General features: G+C 72.4%; 3 protein-coding genes. All 3 read right to left on the bottom strand.

Annotation, left to right across the window (positions count from 1 at the left end; genetic code table 11):
- Window positions 1-130: 130 nt before the first annotated feature.
- A complete protein-coding gene (locus Ade02nite_RS12885) occupies window positions 131-343 on the bottom strand; it encodes a heavy-metal-associated domain-containing protein (RefSeq protein ID WP_203761850.1) in 213 nt (70 codons plus the stop codon).
- 41 nt (window positions 344-384) lie between these two features.
- Complete coding sequence (locus tag Ade02nite_RS12880; protein ID WP_203761849.1) at window positions 385-690, bottom strand: metal-sensitive transcriptional regulator; 306 nt, start codon at window positions 688-690, stop codon at window positions 385-387.
- 73 nt (window positions 691-763) lie between these two features.
- On the bottom strand, window positions 764-2,911 hold the full coding sequence (locus Ade02nite_RS12875; protein ID WP_239168724.1) for a RecQ family ATP-dependent DNA helicase: 2,148 nt from the start codon (window positions 2,909-2,911) through the stop codon (window positions 764-766).
- Window positions 2,912-3,138: the final 227 nt, after the last annotated feature.

Genomic DNA, 3,138 nt, shown 5'->3' with positions numbered 1-3,138 from the left:
GTTGTCGGGCCGAGCCTCGCCCGCGCCCGCCCTGGTGGGCGGCGCGTCGGTTGCCTCGGGTCGGGCCGGGTCTACCGGCCGTGGCTCGCCTGGCCGCTGCGGCGCCGGGTGGGCGCCGGGCGCTGGGTCGTCAGGCATTCGCGAGCTCGTAGCCGGCCTCGTCCACGGCCGCGCGGACGGCCTCGTCCGTGAGCGGGGCCTCGCTGGTCACCGTGACCGCGCCGGAGGCGAGGTCGACCTGCACGTCCGCCACGCCCGGAAGGGCCGAGAGCTCACCGGTCACCGCCTGGACGCAGTGGCCGCAGGTCATGCCGGTAACGGTGTAGGTGCTGGTCACAGCCATGGCAGAGCCTTTCGAGAGCAAGAGTGGAACCGCAGCAGCGATCAGGAGCGGACGAGCCGGGCGATCGCGTCGGACGCCTCTTTGACCTTGGCGCTGGGGTCGCCCGCCCGCGCCGCGTCGACGACGCAGTGGGCCAGGTGATCCTCGAGAAGCCCGACCGCCACCGCCTGAAGGGCGCTCTTGGCAGCGGAGATCTGCGTCAGCACGTCGATGCAGTAGGTGTCCTCGTCGACCATCCGCTGAAGACCGCGGATCTGCCCCTCGATGCGCCTCAGGCGCCCGAGCAGGGCCGCCTTGTCGCCCGAATACCCATGCGGACCGTGCTGCACCGTCGACTCGTCGGACATGCCCCCAGCATACCCCCTCCCCGTATCAACCGGCTTCTCGGCCGGACAGCTCGCCTGTCCTTCCTGGCGTCGTTCAGCCTGCCACGGCCAGAGCCAACGGCAGCACCCCCTTCGCGCCGGACCGCAGCAGCGCCCGCCCGGCCAGCGACATCGTCCAGCCGGAGTCGACCAGGTCGTCGACCAGCAGAACGGGCCCTGCGGCGGCGGCCAGGTCGGCGGCCATCTCGGCCGGCACGGTGAAGGCATCGTGCAGCGCACTCACGCGCTGCGCGCTGTTGCCCCGGTGGCCCGGATCGGCGAGGTGCGCCGAGGCGACGGTGCCCAGCATCGGCAGCCGGCCGACGCGGGCGATGTGGTCGGCCAGCGAGCGGATGAGCTCGGGATGCCGTCGTGACGACACCGCCGCCACGGCCGCCGGCCGTTCGCGCCAGGCGTCGTTGCCGTGCGCCCACTCCTTGAGGATCTCGACAACGGCGGCGGCCAGGTCGTCGGGTATCGGCCCGTCGGCCGCCTCGGGCGCCACCAGCCCTCGCAACCGCCCGCCCCAGCCGAGGTCGGAAAGGCGCCCGACCGCCCGGCCGGGCTCGATCTGCTCGCTCGGCGGGATCTTGCCCTTGAGCGAGACACCGACCGCGGCCAGGCCGGTCGGCCACATCTTCTTCGGCGCGATCTCGACGCCGGGCCGGCCGAGGAAGGCGTCCGCCGCGGCCAGCGAGGCACCGGACACCTCGGCGTCGAACAGCGGCCCGGCACAGTTGTCGCACCGTCCGCACGGCGCCGCCTCCGGGTCGTCGAGGCACCGGCGGAGGTACTCCATGCGGCAGTCGGTCGTCGACGCGTACTCGATCATGGTCTTTTGCTCGGTGGAACGGGCCTCGGCCACGCGACGCAACCGCTCGGCGTCGTAGGTCCACGGCTCGCCGGTGGACAGCCAGCCGCCACGGGTGCGGCGGACCGCACCGTCCACATCGAGCACCTTGAGCATCATCTCGAGCCGGTTGCGCCGCAGGTCGACGAGCGGCTCGAGCGCCTGCGTGGACATCGGCTTGTCGGGCCACAGGTTGGCCAGCACCGCGCGGACCTGGTCCTCGGGCGGGAACGCCAGCGACGCGAAGTAGCGCCAGATCGCCGCGTCCTCCGCGCCGGGCAGCAGCACCACCTCGGCGTGCTCGACGGCGCGCCCTGCCCGGCCGACCTGCTGGTAATAAGCGATCGGGGAAGGCGGCGCGCCCAGATGCACGACGAACCCAAGATCGGGCTTGTCGAAACCCATGCCGAGCGCGGACGTGGCCACCAGCGCTTTGATCTTGTTGTCGAGCAGGTCCTGCTCGGCGGCCCGGCGCTCCGCGTCCTCGACCTGGCCCGTGTATGACGCCACGGCGAAGCCACGCGACCGCAGGAACTCGGCGGTCTCGGTCGCCCCGGCGACGGTGAGCGTGTAGACGATGCCGGAGCCGGGCAGGCGTTCCAGGTGATCGGCCAGCCAGGCGAGCCGATGCGCCGGGTTGGGCAGGTCGAGCACGGCCAGGCGCAGCGAGTCGCGGTCGAGCGGGCCGCGCAGCACGAGAGCATCGCCGAGCTGATCGGCGACGTCGGCGGTGACGCGGGCGTTGGCGGTCGCCGTGGTCGCCAGCACCGGCGTACGCGAAGGAAGACCGGCCAGAAAAGTGCGCAGCCGCCGGTAGTCGGGGCGGAAGTCGTGTCCCCAGTCGGAGACGCAATGCGCCTCGTCGACCACGAGCAGCCCCGTGCTGGAGGCGAGGCCGGGAAGCACGTTGTCGCGAAAGTCGGGGTTGTTGAGCCGCTCCGGGCTGATCAGCAGCACGTCGACCTCGCCGGCGCGGATCTCCGCCTCGATCTCGGACCACTCGTCGAGATTGGCGGAGTTGATCGTGCGCGCCCGGATGCCGGCCCGCGCGGCGGCGTCGACCTGGTTGCGCATCAGGGCGAGCAGCGGCGAGACGATGACCGTCGGCCCCGCGCTGGGACCGCCGGAGGCACCGACGCCGGCGCGCAACAGGGCGGTCGCCACGAAATAGACGGCGGACTTGCCCCACCCCGTACGCTGCACGCACAGCACCCGCCGCCGGTCGACGGTCAGCGCCTCGATCGCCCGCCACTGGTCCTCACGCAGCACCGCATGATCGCCCGCGAGCCTGCGCAGGATCGCCTCGGCCCGCTCGCGCACCGCGGCCCGCTCGACCGCCTCGGTCTGCGTCACTTCGGTCGTCACTCGCGTCGTCTCGGTCACCCGGCATGTCTATCAGCCCGGTCCGACAGAACCTCGAGTTATCCACAGGCCGTCGTTATCCACAGCCGAGCGGAATGGCACGCGGCGGGCGGCCGGCGGGGTGGAGGATCGGTTTCGTTCGCGGGTGGGGGTCCCCCTTTGGAAGGGCGGGCTCTGTGGGCGGGCGGTTGGGGTTGGCTCTGCGGGTGGGCCGCTCT

Origin of the sequence: Paractinoplanes deccanensis (genome assembly GCF_016862115.1) — a bacterium.
GTDB lineage: Bacteria > Actinomycetota > Actinomycetes > Mycobacteriales > Micromonosporaceae > Actinoplanes > Actinoplanes deccanensis.
This window is presented reverse-complemented; position numbering and strand designations above follow the sequence as displayed.

What these genes read in the sequence shown, in the direction of transcription:
- Ade02nite_RS12885 (WP_203761850.1), bottom strand. Translation starts at nt 343, where the DNA reads ATGGCTGTGACCAGCACCTACACCGTTACCGGCATGACCTGCGGCCAC.
- Ade02nite_RS12880 (WP_203761849.1), bottom strand. Translation starts at nt 690, where the DNA reads ATGTCCGACGAGTCGACGGTGCAGCACGGTCCGCATGGGTATTCGGGC.